The following is a 17281-nucleotide window of genomic DNA, read 5'->3' as shown; positions in this document are numbered from 1 at the left end:
GAAATATCTTTACAATAAAAAAATTATATATAATTTGAATATAAAGAACTTATTTTTTTTTATTTGTTAGAGATACAACATTATCTGCTTTTTTCTCGAAAGAAAGGTCTCCTGAATAAAAAATTTTCATTTTAAAAAAGTTTCATAATGGAGGGGTTTTAAAATGTCCTACAATAATCGCATACCTTCAGGTATTCAAGGCGTCGATGAAATTTTGAATGGCGGATTTATACAATCTTCCTGCTATCTTCTTGTGGGTGCCACCGGCACAGGCAAAACAATCTTCTCTCTGCAGTGGCTTAAAGAAATGAAGGGCAAGAAAGGTTCCTCCTTGTTTATAAGTATTGCCGAACCTGTTGAAAGCATCCGAAGAAATGCAGAAGATTTCAGATGGGATTTAGATTCAATTGCCTTTGAAGATCTAACCTTCAGGCCTGCAGTGGAAGGAACTGAATTTGATGAATATGGAATCTTTACACCCAGTGAGGTTGAAGAAGAGCCGCTATGGAAAAAGATATATGATGCAATTGATAAAAATAATCCAAAATACCTTGTAATAGATTCTCTAACATATCTTCGTTATCTTTCTACGGATGAATACCAATTCAGAAAGCATATTCAACGCCTCGTAAATTGGCTAAACAGTAAAAATTGCACAACTTTGTTGCTTTTGGAGCTCAGCGATTTAGAGAAGGATGTTTCTGTGTCGCTTGCTGTTGATGGTGTCGTAATTCTGCGAAGAGAAGTATCAGAAGGGAGACTCATAGATATTCGTTCCCTTGAGGTGGCAAAACTTAGAGGATCGAGTTATATATCAGGTCGCCATCCTCTGAAAATCACCGAAAATGGGATTAAGGTCTTTCCACATATAATTGAAAAAATTAAGCATATCGCTTATGCCCGCAAACAGATATCTTCAGGTATCAAAGAGCTCGATGAGATATTGTATGGAGGCATCCAGACAGGTATCAGCACTTTAATCTCAGGCCCTTCGGGAACGGGGAAGACGACACTTGCATTACAGTATTTGGTTTCAGCGGCAGATCAGGGATTAAAAAGCGTTTTGTATTCCTTTGAAGAAGGAAAATCTTCGATTCTTGAAAGATGTAATGCCATAGGTATTCCCGTAGAAGAAAAAATTGAAAACAATATGGTAGAAATTGTAGAAGTCAATACTCTTGAACTATATCCTGATGAATTTTTGATGGCTATGAAAAATGAGGTAAAGGAGAACAAACGCAGTTTAATTGTTATCGATAGTTTGAGAGGATACAATCTTGCAATGGAGCAGTTTGGTTATATTGTGCCGCATATACAGAACATTATCAATTATTGCCGTATGAATAAACTAAACCTCTTCCTTATCAATGAACTTGAAAAGCTTACCGGTGAACTACAGATTACAGAGACAGGAGTAAGCTATATCGCCGATCTCGTCCTGATGCTCAGATATGCGGAATATAACGGTGAAGTAATCAAGATTATAAGCTGTTTAAAGAATAGAATAGGAAATCATGAACCCGAATTGAGAGAATATAAAATTACTGAAAAAGGAATATTGATTGGAGAAAAACTCGATCACTTGAGAGGCCTGTTGACAGGAGTTCCTACTGCTGAAACACCGGAGAAAAAACCCGAGATTTCATAAAATTGAAAAGGCATTCAATGGAAACTATAGGAATTTATCTTTCAAAAGAGGTTGATTGTAAGATCCTTCAAAGATATCTTGAAAATTGCGGCTATTCCGTCAATACTTTCAACAATAAAGATACGATTGAAGATGCAGACCTTTATATAACAGACCAATTTTTAGGAAAAGAGATTGGAAGTGAACTTCTACAAAAAAAGAATGATTCACCTGAAATCTTTCTTCCTGTGCTTATAGTCCTTTCACATAATGAAGGAAGTTCAAAATGGCTTGATGCCGGATTTGATGACTGCATAAGAAAACCCATATCAAAGATTGAACTTCTTGCAAGGATAAGGACCTTCTTGAAGCTTCGAAGACAATCGAAGGAAATCGCAAGAAGAAGCGAGTTGTCATACCGCACCCTTGTAGAATCCTCGTCTGACCATATTTTTATGCTTTCGACAGAAGGCATTTATCTTTCAAGTAATGATAGAGTTGAATGTTTCGGGTTGAATAGGAGCGATGATTTAATTGGTAAAAGTATTGACGAAGTTTATCCTCCTGAAATTTCAAAAATATATAGAAAGAATCTAAAAAGGGTTATTGAAAGTGAAGAACGAGTTGTTTTTGAACATTTCCTCCATTCTGAAAATGAAAAACGATACCATATAGATACCCTCTTCCCCGTAAAATTTGCAGATGGCTCATTGAAGATTGGAGGAATATGCAGGGATATAACTGAAAGGGTAAGGGCTGAGAGAGAAAGCCGTCTCCTTTCTGCGGCAGTAGAAAATGCCGAAGAATCGGTAATCATAATCGATGAGGAGGGAAAAATTATCTATGTCAACAAGGGCTTCAGCAAAACGACAGGCTATGCATCCGATGAAGTCATTGGGAAAACACTTGAAATCCTCGGGAGTGGCAAGAGTGATGCTGAGTCATTCAAAAGTCTTTGGGAAAAGATATCGAAAGGGGAAACTTGGAGCGGATTTCTCATAAACAAAAGGAAGGATGGCACATTATACGAAGTTGCGGCAACGATTTCTCCTTTACGATATGAAGAGGAGGGGTTCGATTATTATGTATCCGTGCAGAGGGATATAACAAAAGAAAAACAGCTTGAAAGACAGCTTCAACAGGCACAACGTCTTGAAGCCATTGGAAATCTTGCAGGCGGCATAGCACACGATTTCAATAATATTTTGATGCCCATTATTGGTTATTGCGACTTGATGCTCAATATGGTATCGCAGGAGAGCAAGTATGCCGAAATGCTCACAGAAATGCTTAAAGCGGCAGAAAGGGCAAGAGACCTTGTAAAACAGATTTTGACATTCAGCAGGCAACGGCTTCGCGAGCCTGTTGTTTGTGATATCAAAAGTGTTGTTGAAGAAGCATTGAAGCTTTTGCGCTCAACGATTCCTTCAAGCATTGAAATAGTTAAAAACTTTCCATCAACAGAAATTTATTGCTATATTGACCCGACTGAAATCCATCAAATAATCATCAATTTATGTACAAATGCCTATCATGCAATTAGTAAAGAAGGTGGAGTAATTACAGTTGATATTCAGGAAACTGAAATCAAGAGCGCCGAGGAAATTGTGCATCCCGATTTGAAGATAGGAAAATATTCTCTCATTACTGTAAGCGACACGGGCAGTGGAATCCCGAGTGATATTATCGACAAAATATTCGATCCATATTTTACGACGAAAGAGGAAGGGAAGGGCACAGGACTTGGTCTTTCAGTGGTCCACGGAATAGTTCGCGGCGCAGGAGGTGCGGTTTTGGTTTATAGCGAGGAGGGAATTGGCACTGCCTTTTATATTTATTTGCCTCTTTATGAAAAAGGAAAAGAGAAAGCCAAAGTGATTGAAAGTAAGTATGAAGAAAAGGATGCTACGGCAGGTAATGAAAAGATTCTCTTTCTTGATGATGACCCAAGCATTGCAGAGTTAGGAAAGAGAATGCTTGAACTTTCAGGATATAAGGTATTCCCATTCAGTGACCCTATGCAGGCGCTCCAAGCTTTTGAAGAAAATCCCAAAGTTTTCGATTTGGTAATCACAGATATGACGATGCCAAAGATGACGGGCAATGTTTTTGCGCAAGAGATACTCAAAATCAGAAAAGATATTCCTGTAATAATCTGCACCGGCTTTAGTGAGCATATGAATGAAAAAAAAGCTAAGAAGATAGGCATTTCGCATTTTGTTATGAAACCAACAAATTGGCAGGAGTTGAGAAAAATTATCCGCCGTCTTCTTGATAAAAAATGAGAGGAATAGTTTTTTTCTTGTTTTATTGAGATGATTTATATATTACTTTCTATGCTGTTTTTGTTATTTCTTCGTTCGGTTTTTTCATATCTAAAAATAGAATACCACTCAACATATCTTCCGATTTTAAGCTATGGTCAAGCTCAAAAGGATGATGCATAGCCGAGGGCATCGAAGCCTCTGAATTCTTTCTGTTGCGAAGACAATCGCTCCTGTAATGTCGAAATGCAATTTTTGAAGAAGAGGTTTCGAAGATAAGACAAAATCAAAATGGTGCGACAGCAAAAAGGTATAAAAAAAATGCCGGGAGACGGAATCGAACCGCCCACACGAGGATTTTCAGTCCTCTGCTCTACCGACTGAGCTATCCCGGCACTCAAAATAATTGAAAGAAGACGAAGTTTATTTAAAGTAGCTTGGATAAAAAGTCAATAGATAATATATCAATTGTAAAGGCAAAGTAGAAATATACTTTTTTTGTAATTTTCAATCAATTTTGAATGTGAGTCATCGTAAAAAAGTGATAAACTTAATTGATTTGAAATAGAGAATCTTATAACATCCTCAATCTTTCGATTTCATAATAGAATTATGGCTGAAAATAATTTTGAAGGGGAAGGCAGAGAATTTAGATGTGGTTTTATTGCCTTGGTAGGGCGTCCTAATACGGGAAAGTCAACTCTACTGAATAGAATCTTAGACACTAAAATTGCAATCACTTCTGCAAAACCTCAAACTACGAGAAACAGGATAACAGGAATCCTGAATGGGGAAGACTATCAGGCAATCTTTCTTGATACTCCGGGTATAAATGTCAAGAAGGGATTGATGAGAAGCCATCTTGTCAAGATTGCCTTAAGCACTCTAAATTATGCAGATATAGTGCTCTTTATCATAGATGCAAAAGCAGGTATAAAGAAAGATGATATTGTAATCTTGGATAAGATTGAAAAGGTTGATGCAATGAAAATCCTTCTAATCAACAAAATCGACCTTTTAAAAAAAGAAGAGCTTTTGCCTCTAATCGATTCTTTGAAAAAATATGAGTTTATCGAAGAATTTATCCCAATTTCAGCAAAACGCGGGACTAATCTCAAAAGGCTTATTTCCGTAGTCGTTGATAATCTGCCAATTGCGCCAAGGTATTTTGAAGCGGATATAATTACAGATCGTCCTGAAGAATTCCTTTTTGCTGAATATATTCGTGAAAAGATTTATCGTCTTTTGCAGGAGGAATTGCCCTATTGTGTCCATGTGGAGGTCGAAGAGATAAAAGAGCGCAAAGAAGGCCTTATTTATGTATCAGCAAATATATTTGTTGAAAAAGAATCACAAAAGGGTATCATCATTGGCAAAAAGGGAGAAATGATAAAAGAAATAGGCAGTAGAGCGCGAAAGGATATTGAATATTTTACAGGGTGCAAAGTTTATCTTGACTTGAGAGTATATGTTAAAAAAAAATGGACAGAGAATGAAAAATTACTTCATAAATATGGCTATACCTCTGATGAAAATTGAAACCTGTAAAAGGACTTTTTTCTTTGTGGAATTATTATGTATTTAGTGGGAGAAATATTTGCCAGTGAGGTATTGGGGCGGGATGTCTATGACCGGGAAGGTGAGGTTATAGGCAAGCTTGAAGACCTTCTTGTGCGTATTAAAGATGTATTTCCAACAGTGTCTGCACTTGTTGTCAATATTAAGTCCGGCAAGAAGGCAATCATTCCTTTCGAAAATATAGAACTTTTCAATAGAAGCACAATTACGGCAAATATTTATAAGAATGAAGTTACAGAGACTGAACCGGGCGAAAATGATATTTCAATCGCAAAGGATATTCTTGATAAACAGATAGTTGATATAGACGGAGCCAAAGTTGTTAGGGTCAATGATGTTAAATTGGGTGAAATGAGAGGGAATCTTTGCATAATTGCAGCAGACATAGGATTCAACGCAATCCTCAGACGAATCGGTGTAGCTAACATTGCCAAGGGATTGATGAAGAAGGTTGGCGGAGGAAAAGCTCAAAACCTGATATCATGGAACTATTTACAGCCAGTTGACCCTAAGGTAAGCAGTTTGACCTTGAAAGTTACGAAATCGAAACTTTCTGAACTCCATCCTTCTGACATTGCATCTATAATGAGTCAAATTCCGCCAAAAGAAAGGTCTGCTCTCTTTGATACTCTTGAACTTGAAACAGCGGCAGAAGCGCTCCATGAGCTTGAACCGGAAGCGCAGGTATCCATAATTCATGGAATGGATAAGGAACAGGCATCTGATATATTGGAGTTGATGCCCCCTGATGAAGCCGCAGACTTGCTGGGTGATTTGCCTGAAGAAACAGCGCAGGAGCTACTGAATTTGATGGAAGACGAAGAGGCAGAAGATGTGCAGGAGCTTCTTGAACACGAAGATGATACAGCAGGAGGATTGATGACAACGGATTTTCTTTCCTTTCCTCCCACTATGACAGTGAAAGAGGCATTCAAGAATCTCAGATTGATGGCTCCTGATGTTGAGATGATTTATTACATATATGTTACAGACGACAATGACAAACTGCTTGGTGTTGTTTCAATAAAAGACCTTCTGTTGGCAGCAGACAATACCCAACTTTCAGCTATTATGAAAGAACAGGTAAAGAGTGTTTTGCCGGATACAGATGAAGAAGAAGTGGCAGAGATGATATCGAAATATAATTTTTATGCTATTCCTGTTGTAAACGAAGAAAATGTAATTCTTGGCATCATTACTGTTGATGACATCGTTGACTTGGTCATACCGCCTCCCTCTCGGAAGAAAAAGCTCAGAGTCTAAACTATTTGTTGAGGATTCAAATGCCAGCTGTAAAAAGAGAAAGACGAGGATTAGGGCGTTTTTTGATACTGCTTACCCTGATTGGTCCCGGAATAATTACATCGAGCGCCGACAATGACGCAGGCGGCATTGCTACCTATACTCTTGCAGGTGCGCAGGAGGGATATAGCCTCCTTTGGGCTCTTTTCCTTACCACTTTGGCGTTAGTCGTAATTCAGGAGATGTCTGCAAGAATGGGAGTTGTCACGGGCAAGGGACTTGCTGATTTGATTCGTGAGAAATTCTCGATGAGGACAACCTTTTTTACTATGCTTCTTTTGGTGGTAGGAAACCTTACTGTAACTATAGCAGAATTTGCTGGTATTGCCGCTGGTTTTGAACTTTTGGGAGTAAGCAGGCTTCTTTCTGTTCCCCTTATGGCGCTTATAATATGGCTGATTGTCATAAAGGGGAGCTATATTGCCGTGGAAAGAGTTATGCTCTTTTTTTGTCTTATTTATTTTACATATGTTGTGTCAGGTTTTATGGCGCAGCCGGATTGGAATGAAGTGGTTGCAGGGTTAGTGCATCCAACATTCAAATTTGAAACTGGTTATATAAACCTTTTTATTGCTCTTGTTGGCACAACGATAACACCTTGGATGCAGTTTTATCTTCAGGCGTCGGTAGTGGATAAGGGGTTGAAGAAGGAAAATTACAAGTTTTTGAAATGGGATGTCTATATTGGGTCTTTTATAACAGATTTCGTTGCAATGTTTATTATTATTGCAGCTGCAGCCACCCTATATGCTAACGGTAATCGGGAAGTCAATGATGCTTTTCAAGCTGCCCTTGCCCTCAAACCTTTGGCTGGCAATTACGCCTTTATCCTTTTTTCTATTGGATTACTGAATGCATCTGTGCTTGGCGCCATTATTCTGCCTCTTTCTACATCCTATGCAGTAAGTGAAGCATTTGGATGGGAATCCGGATTGGGCAAAAAATTTCATTCAGCTCCAAAGTTTTTTTGGTTTTATACGGTAATTCTTGCTATTGGTGCAGGCTTTATTTTAATTCCAAATTTAAAACTTATTATGGTTATGCTGATATCTCAGACAGTAAATGGGATACTACTTCCTATTATTCTGATTCTAATGCTCAAATTGATAAACGATAAATCCATAATGGGAGAAAATGTCAATACATTGGGACAGAATATTCTCTCAATAATAACTGCTTCAATTTTGATTGTTTTGACATTTCTTCTTCTTTTAGGCATTTTTTATCCGCCTTCTATGGATTATCTTGCCTCTTTATTTCAAGGTCGATAAAAGAAAGGAATTTTCCAAAGAAAAATTTTATATCAGCTCAAAGCAGAGAAAAATTTCCTTATTATGTCCTTTGCCTCGCTTTCGCTTTTTGCAAGAAAAATCTTTTTTCTAAAGTCAATAGCACCCCTCATTCCTTTTACATAGGATGCTGAGTGTTTTTTGAATAGTGAAATTCCTCTCTTTTCACCGAATATTTCTATATTCAGTTTGAGATGTTTTATCATTGTATCTCTGATTTCTTTTATGCTTGGAGATACCATTTTTTCTCCTTTTGTAATAAAATATTCGGCTCTTTTGAAAATCCATGGATTGCCCAATGCTCCTCTACCAATCATCACAGCATCACAATCGGTTTCTTCAAACATTCTTTTCACATCCTCTTCGGTTTTGACATCGCCATTGCCAATTACGGGAATCGACACATTCTGTTTGACCTCTTTTATGATATTCCAGTCTGCCGTACCTTTGAAATACTGCACTGCTGTGCGTGGATGCACTGTGATGGCAGAAATACCGCATTCTTCAGCGATTTTGGATATTTCTACTGCATTGATGCTTCTATCATTCCAGCCCGAGCGAATCTTGACTGTGACCGGCAGGGATACTGCTGAAACAACCGCTTTCATAATCTTTTTGGCGTCAACTGCTGATTTCAAGAGATAAGCGCCTGCTCCATTTTTTATTACTTTTTTAACAGAGCATCCCATATTGATATCAATAATCTTTTCTCCCATATCTTCTACGATTTTTGCAGCTCTTGCCATTACATCAGGATTTGCGCCAAAGATTTGAATAACCCTATTCCCCTCACGCTCATCGCAGGTAAGCATTTTCAATGTTTTTTTGTTTTTCCTCACAATGGCTTCGGAGCTTATGAGCTCTGTATAGGTTAGTCCTGCCCCCTTTTCGCAGGCGATAATTCTAAAGGGAAGATTTGTCCATCCTGCAATAGGCGCAAGAATAATTGGAGGATAAATTTTTATCTTCCCAATTTTGAAAGAATTGAGCTTCATTTGAAAATTGCCTTTTTCATTTTAGCGAAAACATCGAGAAGATATTCAATATCTTTCCTGGTGTGAGATGCCATTGGAGTAATCCTAAGGCGGGCTTTCCCCTTTGGCACCGTAGGAGGCCTTATGGCAGGGACAAATATATTGTTTTTAAATAAGAAATGAAATGCCTTGATTGCCCGTTCTTCAGTCTCCATAAGCACAGGGATTATCTGTGTTTCGCTCTCCATAGTGTCATATCCAATTTCTTCAAGGCCTTCCTTTATCAATTTTTCATTCCTTTTGAGGTTGTTTAGGTATGATAAATCCTTTTCTATCAATTCAAGAGCGCTTTGAGAAGCGGCAAGGGCTGATGGCGGAAGTCCTGTGGAATAGATGAAACTTCTACTCCTGTTTATGAGAAATTCAATCAGTTTCCTCTTGCCGGCAATAAATCCCCCCACACTACCTACAGCTTTGCTCAATGTACCCATATATATGTCTATCTTCCCATTGATGTTGAAAAATTCGGCTGAACCGCGTCCCCTTTTTCCCAATGTACCTGTTGCATGCGCGTCATCCACAAAGAGCAGGCATCCATATTTTTTCGCGACTTTCTGAATATCTCCTAATGGCGCAATATCTCCATCCATACTGAATATAGAATCAGTGATTATGATTTTTTTCCCTCTTCCTTTTGTTTTTTTAACTAAATCTTCAAGATGGTTTACATCTTTATGATTGTAAATTTTTATCTGCGCCCTGCTCAAGCGGCATCCGTCTATTATGCTTGCATGATTTAAAGCATCGGAAAAGATAGTATCTGATGATTCTGCAATAGTTGATATTGTCCCTACATTTGCGGCGTATCCTGAAGAAAAGACAAGAGCTTCTTTGGTCCCTTTAAAGCGGGCAATCGTTTTTTCAAGGGAAACATAAGGTTCGACATTTCCTGAAATCAGGCGGGAAGCGCAAGCTCCGCATCCATATTTTTTTAGCGCTTCAGCCGCCTTTTTTTTGATTATTGGATTGTTCGACAAACCGAGATAGTTGTTGGATGAGAAAAGAAGGAATTCTTTGCCTTCAATCCTGACCTTCGGTTTTTGGGCTGATTCAATAATGCGAAGAGACCTGTAAAGATTTTCCTTTTTTAATTTTTCAAGTTCTTTGTCAATGAATGAAAAAAGATTTCTCTTCTTCACGGCAAGATTTTAGTTATCGAGAAAAAGGTATTTGTTCCATTGCTGTTTTGAAGCTGAAAGATTTCTGATGATTTGAATATATATGGGAATTGTGGGCTCTTTTGGTTTTTTTCTCAACTTCATATTGGCTTCTTCAGGTGTGCGATTGCCTTTTTTCTTGTTGCAGGGAATGCAGGCAGTTACGATATTATCCCAGTTGTTCCATCCGCCTTTCGATTTTGGCAGAACATGGTCAAGGGTTAAATCCTTCGGCTTGAATTTTTTGTTGCAGTAATAGCAGGTAAAATTATCCCTTAGAAAAATGTTTTTTCTTGTAAAGGATACAAGCTGATATTTTATCCTTACATATCTGTTTATTCTAATCACAGAGGGAACAGGAATTTTGAAAGATGGAGAATGATAATATCTGTCAGTATTTTCTTCTGCTACTGCAACACCCTTTAATATCATAATAATTGCTCTTTTGATGTTGCAGATGTTGATGACTTCATAGCTTGCATTAAGCACAAGCACAGAAGAATTCTTAAAATATTTGTAAACGCCGCTGTCCATAAGCCTCAATAAATAGCAAAAAAGCATTTTCTTGGCAAGCAGTAAAAAGTATAGATGCAAAGGTAAAGCCACCATATCTCTCTTTATAGAATTAATTTATTTTTGCTTGATTGACATAAATACAAGATGCAAGATATAAAAGTGCATTTTTAAAAATTATTGGAAAATAGAAAAACTATGCTGACACCTTCAAGAATAATAATAATTTTTTTTATTTTCCTCATAGGAATAGGGACCCTTTCGCTCTTTTTTCTGACAAATTCCTTTGGCAAAGATATATCGTTTGTTGACAGCTTATTTACTGCTACATCGGCATCATGTGTGACAGGCCTTGTGGTATTGAATACTGGCGCAGACTTCCCATTTATTAGTCAGCTTGTGATTCTTCTTCTTATTCAGGCAGGTGGATTGGGAATAGTAACATTTTCTGCTGTATATATCTTTGCCTTTGGGCAGAGGGCAAACTATGAGATGAGAGAAGTTTCAAGAATGAGTTATACGCCCGGCAGTAAAGTCAAGATTGGAGGTGTGTTGAAGACTATTGCGATATACACAGCTATAATAGAGCTTGCAGGCGCTATCCTTCTTTTTTTGAGATGGCAGAGTGATTACCCTTTTTTTGATGCCCTTTGGTATTCATTCTTTCATTCTATTTCAGCTTTCTGTAATGCAGGTTTCAGTTTATTTAAAGAGAGCTTTATCTCTTACCGGTTCGACCCAATCATAAATGTTGTAATATGCGCTCTTATTTTTCTTGGAGGAATTGGTTTTTTTGTAATTTATGAACTTTATGAGAAGATTGTTTCATTGAAAGACTTCAGATTTAGGAAATTTTCGCTTCATACAAAACTCGTACTGACAATTACGCTTTGGCTTCTAATAATTGGCTTTATGGGATTTATGGTTTTTGAATGGTCAAATGTTTTGAAAGGTTTGCCTTTCTATGACAAAGTTCTTTTATCTTTGTTTCAATCGATAACACCGCGCACTGCAGGATTCAATACAGTTGACATGTCATCTTTGACTGATTCCACTCTTTTTTTGTTTGTAATATTGATGTTTATTGGTGCATCACCGGGCTCTACAGGAGGAGGCATAAAAACCACTTCTTTCGGGATTCTTCTTTTTTCAGCTATTTCGAAGATTCGCGGGGAAGATTCTGTGCTTTTGTATGAAAGGCGAATAAAACAATCATCCATCAATAAGGTTTTGACTCTCGTAATATTGGGGATGGTCCTGATTGTCATTATTACTATGCTTGTTACGATCTCGGAGTATGGCGGTATTCCGCATCGTGGAAGTGAAGGGCGGATATTTGATGTTTTTTTTGAGACTGTCAGCGCCTTTGGCACAGTAGGTTTGTCGGTGGGCATCACTCCGCAATTGACATACGCAGGGAAACTGTTAATAATATTGACAATGTTTTTGGGAAGGATAGGTCCTCTAACTCTTGCCGTTGTTTTAAGTGAGAGAGTTAAAAGGTCTAAGATATCTTACCCTGACGAAGATGTTATGATTGGATAGGGATTTAGAGAGATGAGACACATTGCAGTTATAGGATTGAGTGATTTTGGATATCATGCTGCGCTTCAGCTTATGAAGAATGGCTGTGAAGTGACAGTAATCGATTACAACAGGACTAAAATTGAAAGCATAAAGGATGAAGTATCTCATGCCATCGTTGCTGATGCCAGCAACAAAGAAGTCCTTGAAGGCCTTGAACTAAACAAGATGGATGTCGTCGTGCTGACAATTGGAAGTGATTTGAGCAAAAGCATCTTGACAACTCTTTACTTGAAGGAACTTGGCTGTAAAGAGATAGTCGTACGCGTGCAGAATGAAGCACATGGGAAAGTCGTCTCTCTAATTGGCGCAAAGCAGGTCCTATTCCCTGAAAGGGATATGGGAATCAATGTCGCCAACAGTTTAAGTTTTCCCGGAGTGCTTGACAGTTTGGAGCTTGCAACGGGTTATAGTGTGATTGAGCTTGGAGCTCCAAAAGCATTCATAGGCAAAAGTATAAAGGAGCTCGATGTAAGGGCTAAGTATAATGTGCAGATAATTGCCATCAAAGAAGTTGTCCCTGAAAGGTTTAATCTTATCCCTCCTGCATCCTTTGTTATTAAAGACAGCGATATTCTTATACTTCTTGGTAGAGATGAAGACCTTGATAAATTGAAAAAACTATAATCTTCTTTTACCATAACTTTTTTTGATTGTCTAAATCTTGATTCCACCTATGAAAGTAATTATCCGATGTGATTGAAGAGTTGATTTCGCTATGAAGAGATTCATCATTTGACCTTGATGAAGGCCTGACTCACAGATGTATTAAAAATCTCAAAAAAGATTCTTCTATTGATGGAAGTGAGCGCTCATTTGAGGGGAAATAGCTTCACCTTAAAACTGCTTGATTTTTCGTATAATTTTTTGTTTAAGCAGATGAATATTGCATTTTCGGATTGTTGTTAAAATTATTTATTTGCATTTTTTAATGATTAGGAGATTTTAATTGATGAAAAGGAAAACGCTTTTGTTCAGTTTGATTATTGCCTTAGCAGTACTAGTAGGCGCTTATTATTTTTTTAAGCCGCCGAAGGAATACAATGTAGAGTATATTACGGCGCCTGTAACGCGTGGAAAAATCATCCAAAAAGTAACTGCAACAGGCACTGTGAATCCCAAAGCATTGGTAATAATTGGAAGTCAAGTGTCAGGAAAGGTTAGTGAAATTTATGTCGATTATAACAGCAGGGTCAAGAAGGGACAGCTTCTTGCAAAAATTGACCCACAGCTTTTTCAGGCGCGTGTTGATCAGGCAAGATACAATCTGCGGCTTGCAAAGAATAATCTTGAAAAAAACGAAGTGCTTTTGAGAGATGCTGAGCTCAAGCTCAAGAGGATAAAAGCCCTCAATGAAGCCGGTTTTGCATCAGATCAGGAACTCGATTCGGCACAAAATGCATATGATTCTGCCCTTGCCCAAGTTGAAGTTTCGCGTGCTCAAGTTGAACAGCAAAAAGCTAATCTTGAAGAAGCAGAAACAAACCTAAAATATACAAATATCATTTCACCAGTTGACGGAATAATCGTATCGAGAAATGTCGATGTGGGACAAACCATTGTGGCAAGCCTTCAAACTCCCACTCTTTTTCTTGCGGCAAAGGACCTTTCTGTTATGCAGATTGAAACAAATGTTGATGAGGCAGATATTGGGAGAGTCAAAGTTGGGGAAGATGTAGAGTTTACTGTTGATGCTTATCCAGACAGAGTCTTCAATGGTAAAGTATCGCAGATAAGGATTTCTCCTCAAACAGTGCAGAATGTAGTCACTTATGTAGTAATTATAGATGTTGATAATTCGGACTTGATTTTAAAACCCGGGATGACAGCGAATGTAAACATAACTACCGGTGTAAAAGATAATGTGTTGAGAATACCGAATGCCGCTTTGAGGTTTATGCCTCGTGAAGAAAAGGAAAAGATGAGACGAAATGAAAATTATAAGAAATATATTTCGAGAGGAGTTTGGAAACTTGTATCAGAAAGGGAAATAAAAAGGGTTGAAGTAAAGACAGGTATCAGCAACAGCCAATATACAGAGCTTGTAGAAGGCGAAATATCAGAAGGCGATAAACTGGTAATAGATGCCATCTATGAAGATTGAGCGCTGAATTTAATCGGAAAAACAATCGATGTTTATAGAGGTTAAGAATCTAAAAAAAGCATATCCTGTTGGCGACGAATATGTTTGGGCATTGAATGGAATAGATTTAGGAGTCGATAAGGGTGAATTTGTTGCGATTTTAGGAGCTTCCGGTTCTGGCAAATCCACTTTTATGAATATCCTTGGATGTCTGGATGTGCCAACAGAAGGCAAATTCTATTTTGAGGGAAAAGACACAAGTCGACTATCTCCCAATGAATTGGCAGAACTTAGAAACAAAAGAATCGGTTTTGTGTTTCAAGGTTTCAATTTGTTGAGCAGAACCACTGCAGTAGAAAATGTTGAACTCCCTTTGATTTATAGCGGAATTTCTTCAAAGGAAAGAAGAGCGCGGGCATTGAAAGCTCTTCAAGATATGGGAATAGAGAAAAGGGCTTTTCATTTTTCCAATCAACTTTCAGGAGGTCAACAACAAAGAGTTGCTATTGCAAGGGCATTAGTCAATAATCCATCGCTTATTCTTGCTGATGAGCCAACAGGAAATCTCGACACAAAAACAAGTAGAGAAATAATGGAAATATTTACATCTTTGAACAAAGATAAAGGAATAACTATCGTAATGGTGACGCATGAATCAGATATTGCCGCATATGCTCAAAGAAGGATTGTTTTTAGTGATGGAAAAATAATTTCAGATGAAGGAGCTCGGGTTAAAGAGGAAGGAACAGTTTTGTGGGGAGATGACTAAAAAAAATGGATTTGTGGGTAAATATAAAGGTTGCTTTGAGAGCGTTGATGGTAAATAAAGTTCGCTCTTTTTTGACAATTCTTGGAATCATAATAGGTGTTTGTGCCGTCATCGCTATGATCGTAATAGGAAACGGTGCAAAAGCCAAACTTGCTGAATCCATTGAAAGCATAGGTTCAAATCTTTTGATGGTGCGGCCGGGATCGCGAACGAGCGGTGGCACAAGAATGGGAATGGGGACCCATCTTTCTTTGACTTTGGATGATGCCATTGCGATTGGTGAAGAATGTTCAGCTGTCAAGATGGTTGCGCCAATTGTAAGGGGAACGGCGCAGGTAGTTTATGGAAATGAAAATTGGAATACGATAGTAATGGGAACCTTCCCAGAAATCTTTGCCATTCGTGAATGGGAAATCGATGAAGGCAAGTTTTTCACTTATGCAGATGTGGAAGGAGCAACGAAAAGATGCGTCATCGGTAAAACTGTTGCTGATAATCTTTTTTTTGGCGAAAATCCTGTGGGCAAGACAATTAGAATAAATCGTGTCCTTTTTAAGGTTATAGGAACACTTAAAATGAAGGGACAATCCTTGATGGGGCAGGACCAAGATGACATAATCTATATTCCTTTGACTACGGCGCAACAGAGAGTTTTTGGCTCCTTACTGCCCGGGGTTATCAACTTGATAATGGTAAAAGCTGTATCGCAGAATAAAGTCGATGATGCAGAGGAACAGATCAATAATCTCTTGCTCCAAAGGCACAACATTGGGAAAAATAAAGAACCCGATTTCTTGGTGATGAACTTTGCTGAAATGACTGGCATTGCAACAAAAGCTGCGAATATATCATCGATTTTGTTAGGAGCTATTGCATCTATATCTTTGCTCGTTGGCGGTATCGGAATAATGAACATAATGCTTGTTTCAGTTACCGAGCGCACTCGTGAAATAGGAATAAGAATGGCAATAGGAGCTAAACAGCGCGATATACTTTTGCAATTTTTGATGGAATCTGTTGTACTTTCATTTATTGGCGGAGTAATAGGAACTATCTTTGGAATTGCAATTTCAGTGGGAGTATCCAACTATTTTGATTGGCCTACAATAATTTCTCCCTTTGCGATTATTCTTGCCTTTGGTTTTTCCGCAGGAGTGGGGATATTCTTTGGGTTTTACCCTGCAAAGCGGGCTTCGAGTCTGAATCCTATCGACGCCCTCCGATATGAGTAAAAAGGGGTCAAGTCTGCTTTTGGCTTTTCTATTGCTTTTTCTCAATATTATCAAATAGTTATGCTGTTAATTTTTTCTTTTCCTTTTTATATCCATTGCACAACAGTATTGATTTTGAGGTTAGCAGAGGAACAACTTTATTTGATTAAAATATAAAATAGTTATTTTGAGGTATTACAAAGCTAACGCCTATTTCTCTAAAAAGATCTGTTTGCTGAAACTCTAAACTCGTCAGATTTATTGGAATCTTCCTCGGAAAGGGAACTTTTTGCTTCACAACGCTTTCGGCTTTTTTTTAAAAAGAAGGATAGGTAGAATAAATCAAATTCTTGTACTTGTAAGACATACTTTGAAGGACAGTTTGGGTTTTCTATTCGAAGTCGGATATTTAGGACTGCATAATATTATTGTGTCATCTCCAGCAGAGCTAAGATTGGAGATTTGGCTGTAATAAACTTAGAAATTAAAAAGGTTTATTTTGAATTTCTCAAAATCTATTTGAACCTGATGTTGACAAAGAAGAAAAAAATCTTTACCTTTTCTATGCAATCAATGAAAGATTAATGCCGAAGTGGTGAAATTGGCAAACACGCTAGGTTCAGGGTCTAGTGGGAGCAATCCCTTGGGGGTTCGAGTCCCCCCTTCGGCAATTTACGTTCTTCTATGTACCTTTTAATTTATTGGCACCGATTTTTGGCTGAATAGATGGAACAATAGAGAAAAGCCAAAAGCAGACTTGACCCCTTCTTCCTCAATTGTCGACATTGTTGTGGCATTGTCTGCAACCTTTACTGAAAATTGACTCAGTATCAACTTCCCATCTTAATGAGAAGGAATTGTCTGAGCCAT

The 17281-nt window shown here is 37.9% G+C and carries 13 protein-coding genes and 2 tRNA genes; 11 read left to right on the top strand and 4 right to left on the bottom strand.

Annotated elements, in window-relative coordinates; genetic code table 11:
• Nucleotides 1-163 precede the first annotated feature (163 nt).
• Together D6734_06555 and D6734_06550 are read left to right on the top strand one after the other, a co-directional pair.
• Nucleotides 164-1648 (top strand): hypothetical protein, encoded by a 1485-nt coding sequence (locus D6734_06555; GenBank protein ID RMF95002.1) that lies wholly within the window; start codon nt 164-166, stop codon nt 1646-1648.
• A gap of 17 nt (nt 1649-1665) precedes the next feature.
• On the top strand, nt 1666-3912 hold the full coding sequence (locus D6734_06550) for a PAS domain S-box protein (protein ID RMF95001.1): 2247 nt from the start codon (nt 1666-1668) through the stop codon (nt 3910-3912).
• Between the two features lie 301 nt (nt 3913-4213).
• Here D6734_06550 and D6734_06545 read toward each other — a convergent pair.
• A tRNA-Phe gene (locus D6734_06545) sits at nt 4214-4286 on the bottom strand.
• 217 nt (nt 4287-4503) lie between these two features.
• On the opposite strand from D6734_06545, the gene D6734_06540 reads away from it, so the two are divergent.
• Genes D6734_06540 through D6734_06530 form a run of 3 tightly spaced genes read left to right on the top strand, consistent with a single transcriptional unit; the run spans nt 4504 to nt 8042 of the window.
• Entirely contained in the window at nt 4504-5430 is a 927-nt protein-coding gene (locus tag D6734_06540; protein ID RMF95000.1) for a GTPase Era, read from the top strand.
• Between the two features lie 36 nt (nt 5431-5466).
• The gene (locus tag D6734_06535; protein RMF94999.1) at nt 5467-6732 is read left to right on the top strand and encodes a CBS domain-containing protein; all 1266 of its coding nucleotides are present in this window, start codon (nt 5467-5469) and stop codon (nt 6730-6732) included.
• A 20-nt stretch (nt 6733-6752) separates the two neighbouring features.
• Nucleotides 6753-8042, top strand: coding sequence for a divalent metal cation transporter (locus D6734_06530; protein ID RMF94998.1), 1290 nt, complete (start codon nt 6753-6755; stop codon nt 8040-8042).
• Between the two features lie 32 nt (nt 8043-8074).
• Here D6734_06530 and dusB read toward each other — a convergent pair whose 3' ends face one another.
• Genes dusB through D6734_06515 form a run of 3 tightly spaced genes read right to left on the bottom strand, consistent with a single transcriptional unit; the run spans nt 8075 to nt 10785 of the window.
• Nucleotides 8075-9055, bottom strand: coding sequence for a tRNA dihydrouridine synthase DusB (gene dusB / locus D6734_06525; GenBank protein ID RMF94997.1), 981 nt, complete (start codon nt 9053-9055; stop codon nt 8075-8077).
• Entirely contained in the window at nt 9052-10206 is a 1155-nt protein-coding gene (gene bioF / locus D6734_06520) for an 8-amino-7-oxononanoate synthase (GenBank protein ID RMF95004.1), read from the bottom strand. Before bioF ends, dusB begins: the two co-directional genes overlap by 4 nt.
• A 36-nt stretch (nt 10207-10242) precedes the next feature.
• Nucleotides 10243-10785: an HNH endonuclease gene (locus D6734_06515; protein RMF95003.1), complete on the bottom strand. Its 543-nt coding sequence runs from the start codon at nt 10783-10785 to the stop codon at nt 10243-10245.
• 177 nt (nt 10786-10962) lie between these two features.
• Here D6734_06515 and D6734_06510 point away from each other — a divergent pair, with 177 nt between their 5' ends.
• From D6734_06510 to D6734_06485, 6 genes are all read left to right on the top strand, one after another.
• Nucleotides 10963-12309: a Trk family potassium uptake protein gene (locus tag D6734_06510; protein ID RMF94996.1), complete on the top strand. Its 1347-nt coding sequence runs from the start codon at nt 10963-10965 to the stop codon at nt 12307-12309.
• A gap of 12 nt (nt 12310-12321) precedes the next feature.
• Nucleotides 12322-12975 (top strand): TrkA family potassium uptake protein, encoded by a 654-nt coding sequence (locus D6734_06505; GenBank protein RMF94995.1) that lies wholly within the window; start codon nt 12322-12324, stop codon nt 12973-12975.
• A gap of 325 nt (nt 12976-13300) precedes the next feature.
• A complete protein-coding gene (locus D6734_06500) occupies nt 13301-14452 on the top strand; it encodes an efflux RND transporter periplasmic adaptor subunit (GenBank protein RMF94994.1) in 1152 nt (383 codons plus the stop codon).
• Nucleotides 14453-14480: 28 nt separating this feature from the next.
• On the top strand, nt 14481-15200 hold the full coding sequence (locus D6734_06495) for an ABC transporter ATP-binding protein (protein RMF94993.1): 720 nt from the start codon (nt 14481-14483) through the stop codon (nt 15198-15200).
• Between the two features lie 5 nt (nt 15201-15205).
• The gene (locus D6734_06490) at nt 15206-16432 is read left to right on the top strand and encodes an FtsX-like permease family protein (GenBank protein RMF94992.1); all 1227 of its coding nucleotides are present in this window, start codon (nt 15206-15208) and stop codon (nt 16430-16432) included.
• 565 nt (nt 16433-16997) lie between these two features.
• Nucleotides 16998-17081: transfer RNA gene (locus tag D6734_06485), tRNA-Leu, on the top strand.
• Nucleotides 17082-17281: the final 200 nt, after the last annotated feature.

The organism is Candidatus Schekmanbacteria bacterium (assembly GCA_003695725.1).
GTDB lineage: Bacteria > Schekmanbacteria > GWA2-38-11 > GWA2-38-11 > J061 > J061.
Note: the sequence above shows the minus strand (reverse complement) of the source record. Positions and strands in the feature narration are given on the sequence as shown.